Origin of the sequence: Kitasatospora sp. GP30 (assembly GCF_029892145.1) — a bacterium.
Classification (GTDB): Bacteria; Actinomycetota; Actinomycetes; order Streptomycetales; family Streptomycetaceae; genus Kitasatospora; species Kitasatospora acidiphila.
Map to the genome: position 1 here is coordinate 409,322 of NZ_JARZAH010000001.1, position 14,337 is coordinate 423,658.

Here is a 14,337-nt window from a genome sequence, read left to right on the forward strand (position 1 = left end):
GCAGGGGCGTCGACGGACGGCGGAAGCGGAGGTGGCGGCAGCCGATGTTCGCCCTGCACGCCCGCTGGCTGCCCGACGCCGGTGGAGTGGCCCTCTGGGCCGAGGACGCCCGGGCGCTCGGCCGCGCACGGGAGGCAGCACCGGGCCGCGCCGTTCCCACCCACCCGTTCGCCGGCTCGGCCGAGCTGCTGACCCGGCTGCTCGGCGGGATCGGGCCCGGCCTGGAGTGGCTGGCCGGGCAGGCGGCCGAACGCTGGCTCACGCTCACCCTGCCGGGCCTGGGCGGCACGCCGGTTCCCTCGCCCGAACTGCTCGGCGGCGGGGCCAGGCACGCCGACTCCCGGCGGGACTGGCGGGTGCCCGTGCTGGTCTTCGAACCGGCGCAGGCGGCCCAGCTGCTGGGCGAGCTGTTCGACCCGCACTGGGCGCTGACCAGTGCCGAGCTGCCCGAGCTGGGCCGGGTGGACATCGCCTACGGGGCCTCCCTGCGCTGGCTGACCGGCGTCCACGACCTGGCCTGGCGGCTGGCGGGCAGCGGGCGGGTGCTGCCGGGGCTGGCGCGGGTGCGGGGTGCCGACTACGCCCGCTGGCAACCGGCGCCGACGGTGGCGGACCACCGCGAGGCCCGCGCCCTTGCCGCCGGTTGCCCGCCGGTGGTCCGTGGCGAACGGTCGGCGGACGAGCTGCTGGACGAGGCGCTGGCCGTACTGACGGACCGCGAGGTCCGCGTCGCGCTCGCCGAGCGACCGCCGCGGCTCCCGCAACTGGACGCTGATGCCGACGAGTTGGCGCAGCGGTGGTTCGCGGCGCTGCTGGTGGCGGACGGCCCGGGGCCACTGCACGGCCCGGCGGCGGAGCTGGACGGTCTCGCCGCCAAGCTGGCCGCCTGGCACGGCGCCGCCGCGCCGGACGCGCTGCGGCTGTGCCTGCGCCTGGTCGAGCCGCTCGGGCCCGATCCGCTCGACCCGCAGGGGCGGGCGGTCGGTGAGCACTGGCGAGTCGACCTGCTGGTCCAGGCGGTGGACGAGCCCTCGCTGCTGGTCTCCGCCGCCGAGCTGTGGGCCGGTGGCCCGGCGCAGGCCGCCCTGGCCCGGCACGCCGCCGACCCGCAAGCCGCCTACCTGGCTGCGCTCCAGCGGGCCGCCCGCTGCTGTGCGCGCCTCGCCCCGGCCCTGCGCGAGGTGCGGCCGACCGAGCTGCGGCTGGACCGGGCCGGCGCGCTGGACTTCCTGCGCTCCGCCGCTCCCGCCCTGGCCGCGGCCGGATTCGGGGTGCTGCTGCCCGGCTGGTGGCAGCGGCCACCCCGGTTGGGGCTGGCACTGACCGTGCGTCCCGGCACCCCCAGCGCCGTGGACCGGGCGACCCGGCTCGACCACGACGCGCTGATCGCCTTCCAGTGGCAGCTCGCGCTGGACGGCGAACCGCTCACCGCCAAGGAGCTCGCCGACCTGGCGGCGGCCAAGCGCGGGCTGCTGCGGATCCGCGGGCAGTGGATCGAGGCCGACCCCGAGCGGATCGCCGCCGCCGTCGGGTTCCTGGAGCGCGAAGGCACCGGCAGCGGCCCGGCCGGTCCGCTGCTCCGGCTCGCGCTGGACCCGGGCGCCCTGGTGGCCGGCCTGCCGGTCGGGGCGCTCCGGGCCACCGGGGTGCTCGGCGACCTGCTGCACCAGGGCGGCGACGTACCTGACGGCGGCGCGCTGCGACTGCCCGAAGCGTTCGGCGCCACCCTGCGCCCGTACCAGGAGCGCGGCGTCGCCTGGCTGCGTTCGCTCACCCGGTTCGGACTCGGCGCGGTGCTCGCCGACGACATGGGGCTCGGCAAGACCGTGCAGACCCTCGCACTGCTGGCCCTGGAGCACGACGCCGGCCAGGCCGACCCCGTGCTGCTGGTCTGCCCGATGTCCCTGGTGGCCAACTGGCGCAAGGAAGTTGCCCGATTCGCGCCGATGCTGCGGGTGCATGTGCAGCACGGCGCCGGCCGCTCCACCGGCGAGGCGCTGCAACTCGCGGTAGCCGAAGCCGACTTGGTGATCACCAGCTACGGTGTGCTGCAACGCGACGCCCCGCAGCTGCGTGCGATCCGCTGGCGCCGGGTGGTCGCCGACGAGGCGCAGACCGTCAAGAACGGCGCCACCGCCCAGGCCCGGGCGCTGCGTTCGCTCCCCGCCGCGCACCGGATCGCGCTGACCGGCACCCCGGTGGAGAACCGGTTGTCCGAGCTGCACGCGATCCTCGACTTCGCCAACCCCGGACTGCTCGGCTCCGCCGCCGCGTTCCGCGAGCGCTACGCCGTCCCGATCGAGCAGCACCGCAGCGCCGAGCGGACGGCCGAACTGCGGCGCCGCACCGCGCCGTTCGTGCTGCGGCGGCGCAAGGGCGACCCCGGGGTGCTGGCCGAGCTGCCGCCCAAGCAGGAGAGCACGGTGTGGTGCCCGCTCACCGCGGAGCAAGCCGGGCTCTACCAGGCCGTGGTCGCCGACCTGCTGCACCGGCTGCGCGGGCTCAAGGGCGTGGAACGCAAGGGCGCGGTGCTCGGGGCGATCGGGCGCCTGAAGCAGGTCTGCAACCACCCGGCCCAACTGCTGCACGACCGCTCGGCGGTGGCCGGCCGGTCCGGCAAGCTCGCCCGTCTGGAGGAGTTGCTCGACCAGTCGCTGGCCGCCGGCGAGCGGACCCTCGTCTTCACCCAGTACGCCGAGTTCGGTGCGCTGCTGCAACCCCACCTGGCCGACCGGCTCGGCACCGAGGTGCTCCATCTGCACGGGCGCCTCGGTGCCCGCCGTCGAGCGGAGTTGGTGGAGCGGTTCCAACAGGACGACGGGCCAGGGGTGTTCCTGCTCTCCCTCAAGGCGGGCGGCACCGGGCTCAACCTGACCGCCGCCGGCCAGGTGGTGCACCTGGACCGCTGGTGGAACCCGGCCGTCGAGGAGCAGGCCACCGACCGCGCCCATCGGATCGGCCAGCATCGCACGGTGCAGGTCCGCCGCTTCGTCTGCGCGGGCACCGTGGAGCAGCGGATCGATGAACTTATCGACTCCAAGCGGGAGTTGGTGAGGTCAGTGATGCCGCAGAGCGAGCGCTGGCTGACCGAACTGAGCACGGGTGAGCTGCGGGAACTGCTGACCCTCACCGAGGAGGCGATCGCGGAGTGACCGAACCGGACGGAAGGACTGGACCGACTGGAAGAACTGAGCTGGATGACTTCTGGAGCGGCGACTTCACACTCCGCCGGGAACCTCCCGAGCAAGCCGGCGCGGAGCCGCCGCCATTCGAGCTGCCGGCCGCCGGCGGGGTGACCGTGGGTGGCCGCGACCTCGCGCAGCTGCTGGCGCCGGTCTACCGGGCCCTGACCGGATGACCGGACCGCTTGACCCTCAAGCCGGTCGAGCCCCCAGAGTCCTCGACATGGAGAGTGCGACGCGCGGGATGCGCAGCATCGGCCAGCTGGCCAGGGAGAGCGGACTGAGCGTCAGCTCGCTGCGGTTCTACGACGGCGCGGACGTCTTCGGCCCCGCCTGGGTCGACCCGCAGACCGGCTACCGCTGGTACGCGGCCGATCAGCTGGCCGCCGCCCGACTGCTGGCGCGGCTGCGCAGGCTGGGCCTGCCGCTGACGCAGATCCGGGTGGTGCTCGCGGCGCCGCCCGGCGACCCCGCCGCCCATCGGGTGCTGGACGCCCATCTGCGGCGGTTGGAAGACGGCCTCGCGGACGCACGGCGCGAACTCTCCGCTGTCCGAGAACTGATCGACCAGAGGGAGCAACCGATGACCGCCGCCACCACCACCGCCCGCCTCACCGTCGGCCGGGCCGAGCTGGCCGCCGCACTGGCCGCCGTCCGCTTCGCCGTCAGCGCCGACCCCGAGCTGCCGATGCTCGGCGGCATCCTCTTCGACCTGGACGGCGAGACGCTGACCCTGGTCGCCACCGACCGCTACCGGCTGGCGATCGGCCGGGCGCCGGTCCGGGCCGAGCCGGGCACCGAGTTCTCCGCGCTGGCGCCCGCCGCGCTGGCGGACCGGATGCGGGCGCTGGCCGAGGAGGGGGCCGGCGAGCTGGTGCTCACGGTTGCGGGCGGTGAGCTGCGGGCCGAGGCCGACGGGCACACGGTCGCGGGGGAGCGGCTCGACCTGGACTTCCCCGACTACCGCCGGCTGACCCGGCTGGGGCAGACCCACCGGGTGGAGATCGGCAGCGCGGAGCTGCGCCGCGCCGTGCTGGACGGCCCGACCCGGCCGTTCACCCCGGAGCACCCGGCAGGGGAACGGCCGGGTGCTCCGGTGCCGCTGACCGTGCTGGCGGTCGACCGGGCCGGCGCGCTGAGCGTGGTGGCGGGCGAGGTGATGACGCCCACGGCCGAGGAGCGGCTGCGGGTGGCGGTCAACCGCGACTACCTGCTGGACGCCCTCGCCGCCGGGGTGACCGGCCAGCTGGTGCTGGAACTCGACGGCGACCTGGGCCCGCTGGCGATCCGCGCGGCCTCGGGCGAGGCGGGCGGCTTCTCGATCCTGATGCCGGTCCGGGTCTCCTGAGGTCCCGCGCCGCCAACCGACCACGGCGTCAGCCGACCGCGCCGTCAACCGACCGGTCCGTCAACCGACGACGGCGCGCAGGCCCAGCGTGACGAGTACGGCGGCGCTGACCCGCGCCAGTGCCGCCCGGGCCGGCCCGCGGGCGAAAGCCGCGGCGGCCCGGGCGACGACGACGGTCCAGGTGAGCAGCCACGCGCAGACCAGCGCCGCCTGGGCGGTGGCCAGCAGCAGGATCTGCGGCGGCAGCGGCCGGTGCGGGTCGACGAACTGCGGCACCAGGGTCAGGAAGATCGAGGCCGCCTTCGGGTTGAGCACGTTGCCGAGCACCGCCTGCCGATACGTGCCGCCCACCGCCCGGCCCACTTCGCGTCCGGCCTCCGTCCGCTGCGCACCGGCCCGGTACCAGCTCCACAGCCCCAGGGCGATCAGGTAGCCGGCGCCGGCCAGGCGGAGGGCGGTGAACGCGGCACTCGACCGCATGACCAGGGCGGAGAGGCCCAACGCGGCGAGGGTGGCGTGGACGTAGAGGCCGGTCGCAGTGCCGGCCGCCACCAGCAGGCCCTGCCGGCGGCCGGCACCGCTCACCCGCTGCACCAGCAGGGTGAAGCTGGCGCCGGGCGTCGCGATCAGCGGGAAGACGGCCGCCAGGAAGCCGGCGACGGCCCGCAGCGGCATCAGGCCTGCCCGTCGGCAACCCGGGGCACCACGCGGAAGTGGGTGGTGAGTCGGTGCTGCTCGTCGAGACTGTGCTCCTTGTCAAGGACGTGGAAGGCGAGCGCGGGCGGCTGGGCGCGGTCGGCGGCCTGGTCGCCCTCCCAGGGCAGCCGCAGCGTCCAGGTGGTGGCCGGGGCGATCAGCAGCGGGCGGCCGGCGAAGGTGCTGGCGGCGGCGGTGTGGGCGTGGCCGGTGAGGACGGCCGCCACCTCCGGGTGGGCGGCCAGCAGCGCGGCGAGCTCCTCCTCGCGCTGCAGCATGAGGGTGTCCGGCAGCGGGTGGTGGAGCCGCACCGGCGGGTGGTGGAAGGCGACCAGCGCCGGGGTGCCGGCCGGCAGCGAGTCCAGTGTGTCCGACAGCCAGGCCAGGGTCTCGGCATCCAGCAGGCCCTCGTCCTCACCCGGGATGCTGGAGTCGCACATCAGGATCGCCGTACCGCCGATCAGGTGCATCCGGTTGATCGGACCGTCGCCCGCCGGTTCGCCCAGCAGCGCGGTGCGCATGGGTGAGCGGGCGTCATGGTTGCCCGGGCAGGTGAGCACTGGGAACGGCGCGGCGAGGATCCGGGCCGCCTCCTGATACTCGCTCGGCTCGCCGTGATCGGCGATGTCCCCGGTCACCAGCAGGGCGTCGACGGGGGTGGGTAGCGCGCGCAGGTAGTCCATCACCCGGGCGGCGCGCTCGCGGGCGCGCTCGGTGCCGTCCAGGTGGAGATCGCTGATCTGGGCAAGCAGAACCATCGCGGGGTGCTCCCTCGTGAGTGCCTAACGGTAAACATCAGTTTTTCCGTTGACGACGGTAGAGTACGGTCGCAGTGTTGATCAAGAGGCACTGATCACAAGGGACTGATCATGAGGGACTGATCACGAGGGAGCGAGAGGCGGCATGACGACCGGGGGATACCTGGCGCTGGAGCTGGCGAGCACGGTTCGCCATGACGGCAACGGCGGTGTGGCGGACGATCTGACGGACCTGGCCGGGCTGGCCGACTGGGTCGATGCGCAGCGGGAGCGCCTCGCGGCCGCGGGGTTCACCGCGGCGCCGACGGCGCTGGCCACCGCGCTCGCCGACCGGGAGACGCTGGCTCAGGTGCTCGCGGTCCGGGCGGCGTTGCGGGCGCTGCTGGCCAGGGCGGTCAGCCCGGCACCGCCGAGTCCGGCGGACGCGCACCGGCTGATCCCGGCGGAGCAGGCGGTGCTGCGACTCAACGCGGCGGCCCAACGGGAGCCGGTGGCACCGCGGTTGGACTGGCCGGCGGGGGCCGAGCCGCAGGCCCGGTGGCAGCCGGTGGCGGTGCCCGCGGCAGCGGGTGAGGTGGCCGCCGGGCTCGGGGCGGCACTCGCGCGGACCTCGATCGGGTTCCTGACCGGCCCCGAGGTGGGTCGGCTGCGGGCCTGCACGGCGCCGCGCTGCGTGCGGTACTTCCTCCAGGGCCACGGCCGCCAGGAGTTCTGCAAGCCCTCGTGCGGCAACCGGGCCCGGGCCGCCCGCCACTACCAGCGGCACCACGCCGGCCCGCAGGCCTGACGCTGGACGAGCCCGAGCCGGCCGGCGCCCCCCTCACGGGGACGCCGGCCGGTGGCGGTGAGGGTGCGGGTCAGGCGGCGAGCGCCTGGTCCTGGGGCTGCGCCTCGGCGGGCTGGGGCTTGCTGCCGCGCATCACCAGCGCGGCCAGCAGTGCGGCGGCCAGCACGCCGACCGCGCTGATCGTGAAGGTCGTCGACATCGCGGAGGTGAAGGCCTGGCGGGCGGTGTGGACCAAGGCAGCGTCACCGTGGGCCGCCGCCAGGGCGCCGGTGATCGACTGCTTGGCCGCGTCGGGGGTGCCAGCGGGCATCTTGGCGGCGAAGCCGCTGGAGAGCAGTGAGCCGAGGATCGCGATGCCCAGCGCGGTGCCGGCCTGGCCGATGGTGTCGTTCAGCGCGGACCCGACGCCGGCCTGCTCGGCCGGGATGGTGCCCATCAGCGCGGCGACCGCGGCCGGCATCGCGATACCGGCGCCGAAGCCGAGCAGGGCGAGTGCGGTGGCCGGGACGGCGAAGCCGGTGCTCACGGAGACGGTGGTCAGCAGCGCGAAGGAGGCGGCCATCACCAGCATTCCGGTCAGCACCAGCGGGCGGTTGCCGGTCTTGGCGGCGAGCTTCATGCCCAGCCCGTTGCCGACCAGCGCGGCGACGGCCAGCGGTAGGAAGGCCAGGCCGGCTTTCAGCGGCGAGTAGCCGAGGACGGACTGCAGGTACTGGGTCAGCACCAGGAGTAGACCGCCGTTGCCGATCTGAACGAGGGTTAGCGAGAGCGAGCCGCCGCTGAAGTCGCGGTGGCGGAACAGGGCCAGCGGGACCATCGGCTCTGGGGTGGTGTTCTCCCAGATCACGAAGCCGGCCAGGGTGGCGACCGCGACGGTCAGGGTGATCGCGGACTGGCCGCCGAACGCGCCGTGCCGCGGCAGCTCGATGATCCACCAGATCAGGGCGGTCATGCCGACGGCGGAGAGTACGGCACCGAGCGGGTCGGGCTTGCGCCAGGCGCCCTTGGACTCCGGCATCAGGGTGAGGCCGGCCAGCACGGCCAGGGCGACGACCGGGACGTTCAGGAAGAAGATCGAGTGCCAGGAGAAGTGGTCGATCAGCACACCGCCGATCACGGGGCTGCCCACCAGGCCGAGCATCGACACCGAGCCCCAAGCGGCCATCGCCTTGCCGCGCTCCTCGGCGTCGAAGACGGTGATCAGGATGGACAGCGTCGACGGCATGATCAGCGCGCCGCCGATTCCCATGGTCACCCGGGCGGTGATCACCTCGCCGGGGGTGCTGCAGAAGGTCGCCGCCAGGGAGGCGGCCCCGAAGAGCAGCAGGCCGATGATCATCACTTTTCGGCGGCCGAACCGGTCGCCCAGGCTGCCCGAGGTCAGCAGTAGTCCGGCGAAGACCAGGACGTAGGAGTCCAGGATCCACTGGGTGTCCTGGGCGCTGGCGCCGAGGTCCTTGGCCATCGAGGGCACTGCCACGGTCAGCGCCATGCTGTCGACCGTCAGCACCAGGGAGCTGAGGCAGAGCACGATCAGGACCCACCAGCGGCGGGGGTTGCGGGCTTCCATGGCCGTTCCTTTCGGCTTGCGCACACTGTTCCGTCGATGCGCACACTGTATGCATCGGCGAACGGTGCGCGCAAGCCCGATGTGTGTACGCTGAATGCGAACGCTGTACGCATCTGGTGGGCCGAGGCCGCTGGGTGGGTTGTCGGATGCATCTTTCGGATGCTCGAAGGCAGACGCGCCAAGGGAGAGTCATGACTGCCAAGACGAACCAGATCCCGTCCGTGTGGGCTCGCCGCGAGCGTGAGGCGGAGCAGCCCGCGCTCAGCCGCGCGGCGATCGTCCGTGAGGCGGTCGCCATGCTGGACGCCGAGGGCGTCGAAGCGCTCAGCATGCGCAAGCTCGGCGCCCGGCTGAACGCCGGTGCGACCTCCCTCTACCGGCATGTCGCCACCAAGGACGAGCTGATGGAGCTCGCGGTGGACGAGGTCTTCGGCGAGATGGCGGTGCCGCCCGCGGGCGACCCGGACTGGCGGGGTCCGGTCGCCGAGGCGGCCCGGTCCTTCCGGGCGACCGCCGTGCGCCACCCCTGGCTGGCCTCGGTGCTGGGGCAGGCAGGGCTCGCCTATCTGGGCCCCAATCTCATGTCCTTCACCGAGCGGCTGGCGGCGCTGTTCACCGCGGCCGATTTCGCCGAGCCGGGCAAGGCGATCGACACGCTGCTCTTCTACGTGATCGGGGTGGGCAGCACCGAGGCGGCCTGGCTGACCACGGTGGCCCGCAGCGGTGAGACCGAGGCCGACTTCGTCGCCCGGCTGATGCCGGCGGCGCAGCAGGCGGCCGAGGGGCGCGACCGCCTGATGTCGGGTGCGGCCGACATCGATGCCGCAGCCGATCCGGCGGCCGCCCGGGAGGCCAAGTTCCGCTACGGCCTGGAGGTGGTCCTCGACGGGCTGGCGCTGCGGCGCGGCGACGCGTCCCGGTAGCGCCGAGAGAGTGGGTGCTTGCTTTTGCAAGCACCTCAGCTAGCATGGGGTCATGGCTTCACTGAACGTCAGTTCGCTGGGTGACTACATCCGCGAGCAGCGGCGGAACGCGCAGTACTCGTTGCGCCAGTTGGCCGAGGCAGCGGGTGTGTCCAACCCGTATCTCAGCCAGATTGAGCGAGGACTGCGCAAGCCGAGCGCGGAGATCCTGCAGCAGATCGCGAAGGCCCTGCGGATCTCGGCGGAGACGCTCTATGTGCAGGCCGGCATCCTCGAGGAGCGCCCGGCCAGTGGAGCCGACCTGCGGGCCGCGATCTTCGCGGACGCGGCGATCAGTGAGCAGCAGAAGCACGCGCTGCTGGCCGTCTACGAGGCCTTTGTGACCGAGAATCAGGCAGCCACGGGCTGAGCCCGGCCCGAGGCGGAGAGGACGATCCCATGCCCAGCACCGATGAGATCCGCAACGAGATCCGCAAGACGCTGAGCGACCCCACGCCGCTCTACGCGCTCGCGGGTGCCGGCGATCTCGCCTACCAGAAGCTGCGCGAGGTGCCGGGCCGGGTCGAGGCGTTGGCCGCCGACCGCAAGGCCGCCCAGGACGCCGCGGTGGCCCGGCTGCACGAGGCGCAGGGCAAGCTGGCCGACGCCCAGGCCAAGGTGGTCGGGACGGTCACCGCGCTGCCCACCGACCTGAAGTCCCTGCAGGGGAAGGCGCAGGAGTTCGCGCTGCAGCAGGCCGGCCTGGCCGCCGGACTGGCGGTCAAGGCCAAGGAGGTCTACGACGAGCTCGCCGAGCGCGGCAAGGTCGTGGTGACCCGCCCGGCGCGGGTGACCGGCGAGTCGGTGACGGTGGAGCGGGCCGAGTCGGTGCCGGTGGACGTCGAGGAGACCGAGGTGGTCGAGGGCGAGCCGGTTGCCGAAACCCCCAAGCCGGCCGCCAGGAAGACCACCCGGCCCCGGAAGAACCCGGACACGGGCAAGTAGGCGGCATCGGCGAGCGCGGATCGAGCGCAGATCGGGTGCCGAGCAGGCGCGGACTCGGTGCGTCGAGTAAGGACAGTGACAAGACACCGCCCGGAAGCCGCCCCGGCGTGGCAGGGTTGAGGCAGATCGCCGTGGGAAGTCACCTGGGGCGACGGTGGCGCGGTGCGCGGGAGGAGACCCGGTGATCCTGAACTCGTTTGACTGGCTGAACCCCTTCGAGTGGCTTGCCACGGTGATCCTGCTGTTCAAGGTGTTCGCCTTCGTCGACGCGGCGACCCGGCGGGAGGACGCCTACCGGGCGGCGGACAAGAAGACCAAGGGCTTCTGGCTGATCATCCTGGGGCTGGCCCTGGCGCTCGACCTGATCTTCGGGGTCAACCCCCTCGGCAGCTTCCTGACCCTGGCCGGTCTGGTGGCAGCGATCGTCTACATCGTGGATGTGCGCCCCGCGATCCGGGCGCTGACCGGTGGCCGCGGCGGCCCGGCCGACCGGCTTGGCAGGGCGCTGCGCTCACGCGGCCGCAAGGGCGGCGGCCGCTGGTGACGGCGGGTCGGGATGGGCTGACCGGTGGTCAGCCCATCAGCTGATGCGACTGGTTGCGCTCCAGCAGCAGCACGGCGACGTCATCGGTGAGCGCGCCGCCGTTGAGCTCCTCCACCTCGGCGAGCGCGCCGTCCACCAGTCGGCCGCGGGTGAGGCCGTTGGCCTGGTGGTCGCCGATCAGGGAGAGCAGCCCGTCCTGACCGAGCCGCCGCGAGCCCGCGCCGACCCGGCCCTCGATCAGGCCGTCGGTGTAGAGCAGCAGGCTCCAGCCGGGCTCCAGCTCCAGGTGGTACGGCGGCCAGACCGCATCGGTGTCGTCGCAGGGCAGCAGGCCGAGCGCCGGACCGGCGTGGTCGCTGGACAGCACCACCGGGTGCTCGGCGCCGGAGAGCAGCAGCGGCGCCGGGTGCCCGGCCAGGTACAGCTGGGCGTACTCGACGGCCGGACCCTCGGAGGGCAGCGGCTGCTGGCCGATCCCCGGCGCCGGTCGGTCGGGCAGCGCCTGCGCGCCGGTCACGGCCTGGCGGTGCGGGCCGGCCTGGTGCTCCGGCGGCGCGCTGGGGGTGATGACCAGCATGCAGAGGGTGGCGAAGATCTCCTCGTTGCGGCGCTCGTGCTCCAGCACGTGCTGCAGCGTGGTGAGCAGCGTCTGCCCGGTGAGCCCGGCGAAGACCAGGGTGCGCCACGCTATCCGCAGCGCGACGCCGAGCGCGGCCTCGTCGGGGCCGTGGCCGCAGACATCGCCGATGACCACGTGCACGGTGCCGTCGTCGGTGCGGACCGCGTCGTAGAAGTCGCCCCCGAGCAGGGCACGGCGGCGGCCCGGGCGGTAGCGGCGGGTGAAGGAGAGGTCGGCGCCGTTCAGCAGCGGGGTGGGCAGTAGGTGGCGCTGCAGCCGGGCGTTCTCCTGGCCGCGCAGCTCGGCCTCGACCAGGCGGCGCTGCGACTCGTCGGCCCGCTTGCGCTCCACCGCGTATCGCAGGGCGCGGGCCAGCAGCGGGCCGTCGGTGGCGCCGCGGGTGAGGAAGTCCTGGGCGCCGGCGGCCACGGCGCCGGCGCCCAGCTGGTTGTCGGCGGCGTCGGTGAGCACCACGACGGCCGCGTTGGGGGCCAGCCGGAGCACCTCGCGCAGCCCGTCCAGCGGGTCGGTCCGGTCGGGGGCGCCGGGCCCGCCCGGTGTGTCGGTGGGCGGGGTGGCCAGGTCGAGCAGCACGCAGCTGAAATCCGCCGACGCCGGGCGGCCGCGCCGCTGCGCGGCCAGCAGCCCGGCAGCCGCGGGCAGCCCGTGCGCCCGGTGCAGGTCGAACGTGGTGCCGCCGGTGGCGATCAGTTCCTGGATCAGCCGGGTGTCGGTGGTGTCGTTCTCGATCAGGAGCAGCTTGAGCGGGCCCGCCGCGCGGTCGCCGGTCACCGGGCGGGTGATGGCGCGCGGCGCGGGCAGGGCGACGCCGGCCGTCGGCTCGGCAGTCCCCGTGCCGTCGGCCGCACGACGGGGCAGCCGGGCCGCGTCGGCGACGCCGCTCAGGTCGCCGAGCGCCGCGGCGCTGCCGAGGCCGCCGAGTCGGCCCAGTTCCTCGAGGGAGTCGAGGCCGTGGATGGAGTGCAGTCCGTTCATGCCGTTCAGCTCGTCCTCGCCGACCACCGGGGCGGTCGGATCAGGGCAGGGCGCGGCGACGCGCTGGCGGACGCCAGCGGCGGCCGGGGCGCCGGACCGGCTGTCGGAGCCGTGTCCTTGCCCGTCTCCCATAGCGGGCACGGATGATTCCTCCTCTTCCCTGACGGGGTAACGGCTGCGGTCCGCGGGTAGTGCCCGCGCGGCACCGCGAGTCAGGGAGCCTTTCGCGACCATAACGTGATCTCCGGGGATTTCCTTGGCTGGTCGCCGTGGATGTGGTTATTGCCACGCTGGTGGCGGGGCTGACGGCTAGCGTGTGGAGCTCGGGTCCGGCGGACCCTGGTCGAGCTCGAGGAGCTGACGGTGACACAGATCACACTTGTTCAGGGTGATATCACGAAGCAGCGCGTTGATGTGGTGGTCAATGCCGCCAACTCGTCCCTGTTGGGCGGCGGTGGCGTGGACGGCGCGATCCATCGGGCGGGTGGCCCGGAGATCCTCGCCGAGTGCCGGGCGCTGCGGGCCGGGCACTACGGCAAGGGGCTGGCGACGGGGCAGGCGGTGGCGACCACGGCCGGGAAGCTGCCGGCCGGGCATGTGGTGCACACCGTCGGCCCGGTGTACGGGGCGTACGAGTTCGAGCAGGGGGCGGAGTTGCTGGCGTCCTGCTACCGGCAGTCGCTCCGGCTCGCGGTGGAGCTGGGGGCCGCATCGGTGGCCTTTCCGGCGATCTCGGCCGGGGTGTACGGGTGGCCGATGGAGTCGGCGGCGCGGGTTGCGCTGTCGACCGTGCTGGCCGAGGCGGCAGGGGGTGCGGGCGGACTGGCGGAGGTGCGGTTCGTGCTGTTCGGGGCCGAGGCCTACGAGGCTTTCGAGCGGGTGCGGGGCGAGTTGCCGGGCGGCCCGGCGGGAGCGCGGGGGTAGGCGCGCGGGGGCGAGTCGGCCCAAACGATCTGTTCGAATCAAGGAGCGTCAGTTGAACTGCCCCCATGGTGGCCTGACGGGGCGTCAACATGCCAGGGCAATTCGATAACTCGTTCGAGTGAATTGGCGGAGCCGCTCGAAGCTTCGAGCCCGCGGGGCGCCGCAGCGGCGTCAGGGCGCCAGCGCCGACCAGGGCAGCGTGACCTCGCCCTGCCGCCACCGCCCGGGCCCGTCCAGCAGCCGCCACTGCGCGCCCAGCGCGATGCACGCGGCCACCCAGCGCTGCCGGGCCCCGAACGCCCCGTACGGCGCCGCGGCCGCCCAGGCTCGGTCGAAGTCGGCGAGGAAGGCGTGCACCGGTCGCCCCGGCACGTTGTGGTGGATCAGCGCCTTGGGCAGGCGCTCGGCGAGGTCGGAGGGCCGCTCCAGCCCGGCCAGCCGCGCCGCGAAGGTCACCGTGCGCGGCCCCTCCGGGCCCAGCGCCACCCAGACGTGCCGGCGCCCGATCTCGTCGCACGTCCCCTCGACCAGCAGGCCGTCCGGCGCCAGCCGGTCGCACAGCCGCTGCCAGACCGCCTCCACCGCCTCCTCGTCGTACTGGCGCAGCACGTTGGCGGCCCGGATCAGCTGGGCGTCGGCCCCGTCCAGCGGCACCTCGAAGCCGCCCCGGCGGAAGGTCAGGCCGGGCGGCCGGGCGTACGGCAGCGCGGCCGCCACCCGGGCGGGCTCGATCTCGATGCCGACCATCCGCACGTCCGGCCGGACCGTGCGCAGTCGGCCGTACAGTTCCACCGCCGTCCACGGCGCCGCGCCGTAGCCCAGGTCCACCGCCACCGGCGCGGTGTCGGCGCGGCGCAGCCGGGTGCCCATGGTGTGCACGATCCAGCGGTCCATCCGACGCAGCCGGTTGGTGTTGGTGGTACCCCGGGTGACGGTCCCTACCGGTCGGGCGCCGCGCCGGGCGGCCGTCCCGAACGCGCCCGGGTCGAACGATGCAGCCATGCCC

General features: G+C 73.9%; 13 protein-coding genes. 8 read left to right on the plus strand and 5 right to left on the minus strand.

Features of this window, described 5'->3' with window-relative positions; genetic code table 11:
* The first annotated feature begins 44 nt into the window (after positions 1-44).
* Entirely contained in the window at positions 45-3,152 is a 3,108-nt protein-coding gene (locus tag P3T35_RS01905; protein WP_101381068.1) for a DEAD/DEAH box helicase, read from the plus strand.
* Positions 3,153-3,405: 253 nt separating this feature from the next.
* Entirely contained in the window at positions 3,406-4,530 is a 1,125-nt protein-coding gene (locus P3T35_RS01910) for a MerR family transcriptional regulator (RefSeq protein ID WP_101381070.1), read from the plus strand.
* A 60-nt stretch (positions 4,531-4,590) separates the two neighbouring features.
* On the opposite strand, the gene P3T35_RS01915 is transcribed toward P3T35_RS01910, so the two are convergent.
* Both P3T35_RS01915 and P3T35_RS01920 read right to left on the minus strand, forming a co-directional pair.
* Complete coding sequence (locus tag P3T35_RS01915) at positions 4,591-5,205, minus strand: LysE family translocator (RefSeq protein WP_101381071.1); 615 nt, start codon at positions 5,203-5,205, stop codon at positions 4,591-4,593.
* Positions 5,205-5,984, minus strand: coding sequence for a metallophosphoesterase (locus tag P3T35_RS01920; RefSeq protein WP_101381072.1), 780 nt, complete (start codon positions 5,982-5,984; stop codon positions 5,205-5,207). The genes P3T35_RS01915 and P3T35_RS01920 overlap by 1 nt, the downstream gene beginning before the upstream one ends.
* Before the next feature lie 145 nt (positions 5,985-6,129).
* On the opposite strand from P3T35_RS01920, the gene P3T35_RS01925 reads away from it, so the two are divergent.
* Positions 6,130-6,771, plus strand: a complete 642-nt coding sequence (locus tag P3T35_RS01925; protein WP_101381073.1) for a CGNR zinc finger domain-containing protein — start codon at positions 6,130-6,132, stop codon at positions 6,769-6,771.
* 70 nt (positions 6,772-6,841) lie between these two features.
* Here the strand turns inward: P3T35_RS01925 and P3T35_RS01930 are convergent, their stop codons facing one another.
* Positions 6,842-8,341 carry an MFS transporter gene (locus P3T35_RS01930; RefSeq protein ID WP_101381074.1) on the minus strand — a complete coding sequence of 500 codons (1,500 nt, stop codon included), beginning with the start codon at positions 8,339-8,341 and terminating at the stop codon, positions 6,842-6,844.
* 191 nt (positions 8,342-8,532) lie between these two features.
* Between P3T35_RS01930 and P3T35_RS01935 the strand changes: the two genes are divergently transcribed.
* The 4 genes from P3T35_RS01935 to P3T35_RS01950 all read left to right on the plus strand — a co-directional run bounded on the left by P3T35_RS01935 (position 8,533) and on the right by P3T35_RS01950 (position 10,792).
* Complete coding sequence (locus tag P3T35_RS01935; protein WP_101381075.1) at positions 8,533-9,264, plus strand: TetR/AcrR family transcriptional regulator C-terminal domain-containing protein; 732 nt, start codon at positions 8,533-8,535, stop codon at positions 9,262-9,264.
* Positions 9,265-9,316: 52 nt separating this feature from the next.
* Positions 9,317-9,673 (plus strand): helix-turn-helix transcriptional regulator, encoded by a 357-nt coding sequence (locus P3T35_RS01940; RefSeq protein WP_101381076.1) that lies wholly within the window; start codon positions 9,317-9,319, stop codon positions 9,671-9,673.
* A gap of 29 nt (positions 9,674-9,702) precedes the next feature.
* On the plus strand, positions 9,703-10,248 hold the full coding sequence (locus tag P3T35_RS01945) for a hypothetical protein (protein WP_101381077.1): 546 nt from the start codon (positions 9,703-9,705) through the stop codon (positions 10,246-10,248).
* Positions 10,249-10,432: 184 nt separating this feature from the next.
* On the plus strand, positions 10,433-10,792 hold the full coding sequence (locus P3T35_RS01950; protein WP_101385104.1) for a DUF2516 family protein: 360 nt from the start codon (positions 10,433-10,435) through the stop codon (positions 10,790-10,792).
* A gap of 28 nt (positions 10,793-10,820) precedes the next feature.
* Here P3T35_RS01950 and P3T35_RS01955 read toward each other — a convergent pair whose 3' ends face one another.
* Entirely contained in the window at positions 10,821-12,539 is a 1,719-nt protein-coding gene (locus tag P3T35_RS01955; protein WP_280704097.1) for a PP2C family protein-serine/threonine phosphatase, read from the minus strand.
* Positions 12,540-12,770: 231 nt separating this feature from the next.
* Here P3T35_RS01955 and P3T35_RS01960 point away from each other — a divergent pair, with 231 nt between their 5' ends.
* The gene (locus P3T35_RS01960) at positions 12,771-13,331 is read left to right on the plus strand and encodes an O-acetyl-ADP-ribose deacetylase (protein ID WP_101381078.1); all 561 of its coding nucleotides are present in this window, start codon (positions 12,771-12,773) and stop codon (positions 13,329-13,331) included.
* 171 nt (positions 13,332-13,502) lie between these two features.
* On the opposite strand, the gene P3T35_RS01965 is transcribed toward P3T35_RS01960, so the two are convergent.
* Complete coding sequence (locus P3T35_RS01965) at positions 13,503-14,333, minus strand: SAM-dependent methyltransferase (RefSeq protein WP_101381079.1); 831 nt, start codon at positions 14,331-14,333, stop codon at positions 13,503-13,505.
* Positions 14,334-14,337 lie beyond the last annotated feature (4 nt).

Coding starts and splice junctions, on each gene's coding strand:
- P3T35_RS01905 (WP_101381068.1), top strand. CDS start 45: ATGTTCGCCCTGCACGCCCGCTGGCTGCCCGACGCCGGTGGAGTGGCC.
- P3T35_RS01910 (WP_101381070.1), top strand. CDS start 3,406: ATGGAGAGTGCGACGCGCGGGATGCGCAGCATCGGCCAGCTGGCCAGG.
- P3T35_RS01915 (WP_101381071.1), bottom strand. CDS start 5,205: ATGCCGCTGCGGGCCGTCGCCGGCTTCCTGGCGGCCGTCTTCCCGCTG.
- P3T35_RS01920 (WP_101381072.1), bottom strand. CDS start 5,984: ATGGTTCTGCTTGCCCAGATCAGCGATCTCCACCTGGACGGCACCGAG.
- P3T35_RS01925 (WP_101381073.1), top strand. CDS start 6,130: ATGACGACCGGGGGATACCTGGCGCTGGAGCTGGCGAGCACGGTTCGC.
- P3T35_RS01930 (WP_101381074.1), bottom strand. CDS start 8,341: ATGGAAGCCCGCAACCCCCGCCGCTGGTGGGTCCTGATCGTGCTCTGC.
- P3T35_RS01935 (WP_101381075.1), top strand. CDS start 8,533: ATGACTGCCAAGACGAACCAGATCCCGTCCGTGTGGGCTCGCCGCGAG.
- P3T35_RS01940 (WP_101381076.1), top strand. CDS start 9,317: ATGGCTTCACTGAACGTCAGTTCGCTGGGTGACTACATCCGCGAGCAG.
- P3T35_RS01945 (WP_101381077.1), top strand. CDS start 9,703: ATGCCCAGCACCGATGAGATCCGCAACGAGATCCGCAAGACGCTGAGC.
- P3T35_RS01955 (WP_280704097.1), bottom strand. CDS start 12,539: ATGGGAGACGGGCAAGGACACGGCTCCGACAGCCGGTCCGGCGCCCCG.
- P3T35_RS01965 (WP_101381079.1), bottom strand. CDS start 14,333: ATGGCTGCATCGTTCGACCCGGGCGCGTTCGGGACGGCCGCCCGGCGC.